Genomic DNA, 1,034 nt, shown 5'->3' on the forward strand with positions numbered 1-1,034 from the left:
TCACACCCGTTCCCATGCCGAACACGGAAGTTAAGCTCTTCAGCGCCGATGGTATTTGGGCGGAAACGCCCTGAGAGCGTAGGACGTCGCCTGGCTATGATTTTTTGGCAGATAAGATAGTACCTTTCTTATCCTGCATAAGTGCTTTGTTGGAGGGTTAGCTCAGTTGGGAGAGCATCTGCCTTACAAGCAGGGGGTCGGCGGTTCGAGCCCGTCACCCTCCACCATTTTGCCGGCCTAGCTCAACTGGCAGAGCAACTGACTTGTAATCAGTAGGTTGGGGGTTCGAGTCCTCTGGCCGGCACCATTCCAGAATACAGAAATTAGAATCCGGAATCCGGAAATTGAAAGTGAGAGGTTGGAAGTCATCTATCCTCTAATATCCAAGTTACATAGCTTGCATGAGCCATTAGCTCAGTTGGCAGAGCATCTGACTTTTAATCAGAGGGTCGGAGGTTCGAATCCTCCATGGCTCACCATTTTTATTTTATATGCGGGAGTAGTTCAGCGGTAGAACACCACCTTGCCAAGGTGGGGGTCGCGAGTTCGAATCTCGTCTTCCGCTCCAAAAGCGCCCGTAGCTCAATTGGATAGAGCGTCTGACTACGGATCAGAAGGCTAGGGGTTCGAGTCCTCTCGGGCGCGCCATTTTCTAGATGTTGGAAGTGGGAGGTTAGAAGTTGGAGTGAAAGATTTGTTACGAAGAAAATCAAAAGGTCTAACTTCAAATTTCTAACATCATCTAACATCAAACCTCTAATATCTAAACTCTAGAACGGGAAGTAGCTCAGCTTGGCAGAGCACTTGGTTTGGGACCAAGGGGTCGCAGGTTCAAATCCTGTCTTCCCGACCATTGCAATAGAAAGGGGCCTTAGCTCAGCCGGGAGAGCGCCTGCTTTGCACGCAGGAGGTCAGCGGTTCGATCCCGCTAGGCTCCACCAATGTTGCCCTTTGAAAACTGAATGAAAGCCAAGCGTAAGAAGAATGAATCAAGCCAGCGCAACGCACACCCCCGTGTGCGAAGCGGAACTTTT

The 1,034-nt window shown here is 50.2% G+C and carries 7 tRNA genes and 1 rRNA gene; all 8 read left to right on the forward strand.

The features are described 5' to 3' along the window. A 5S ribosomal RNA gene (rrf, locus tag BLS58_RS17115) occupies positions 1 to 95 on the forward strand; the annotation flags it as partial. A gap of 56 nt (positions 96 to 151) precedes the next feature. Beyond that, positions 152 to 227, forward strand: a tRNA-Val gene (locus BLS58_RS17120). A 4-nt stretch (positions 228 to 231) separates the two neighbouring features. Further along, a tRNA-Thr gene (locus tag BLS58_RS17125) sits at positions 232 to 307 on the forward strand. Between the two features lie 96 nt (positions 308 to 403). Continuing rightward, positions 404 to 479: transfer RNA gene (locus BLS58_RS17130), tRNA-Lys, on the forward strand. A gap of 14 nt (positions 480 to 493) precedes the next feature. After that, positions 494 to 568 (forward strand) — tRNA-Gly (locus tag BLS58_RS17135). 3 nt (positions 569 to 571) lie between these two features. Next, a tRNA-Arg gene (locus tag BLS58_RS17140) sits at positions 572 to 648 on the forward strand. Between the two features lie 128 nt (positions 649 to 776). Then, positions 777 to 853 (forward strand) — tRNA-Pro (locus tag BLS58_RS17145). A 12-nt stretch (positions 854 to 865) separates the two neighbouring features. Then, positions 866 to 941, forward strand: a tRNA-Ala gene (locus BLS58_RS17150). The last annotated feature ends 93 nt before the right edge of the window (positions 942 to 1,034 follow it).

It is taken from the genome of Natribacillus halophilus, assembly GCF_900100185.1.
Lineage (GTDB): Bacteria > Bacillota > Bacilli > Bacillales > Marinococcaceae > Natribacillus > Natribacillus halophilus.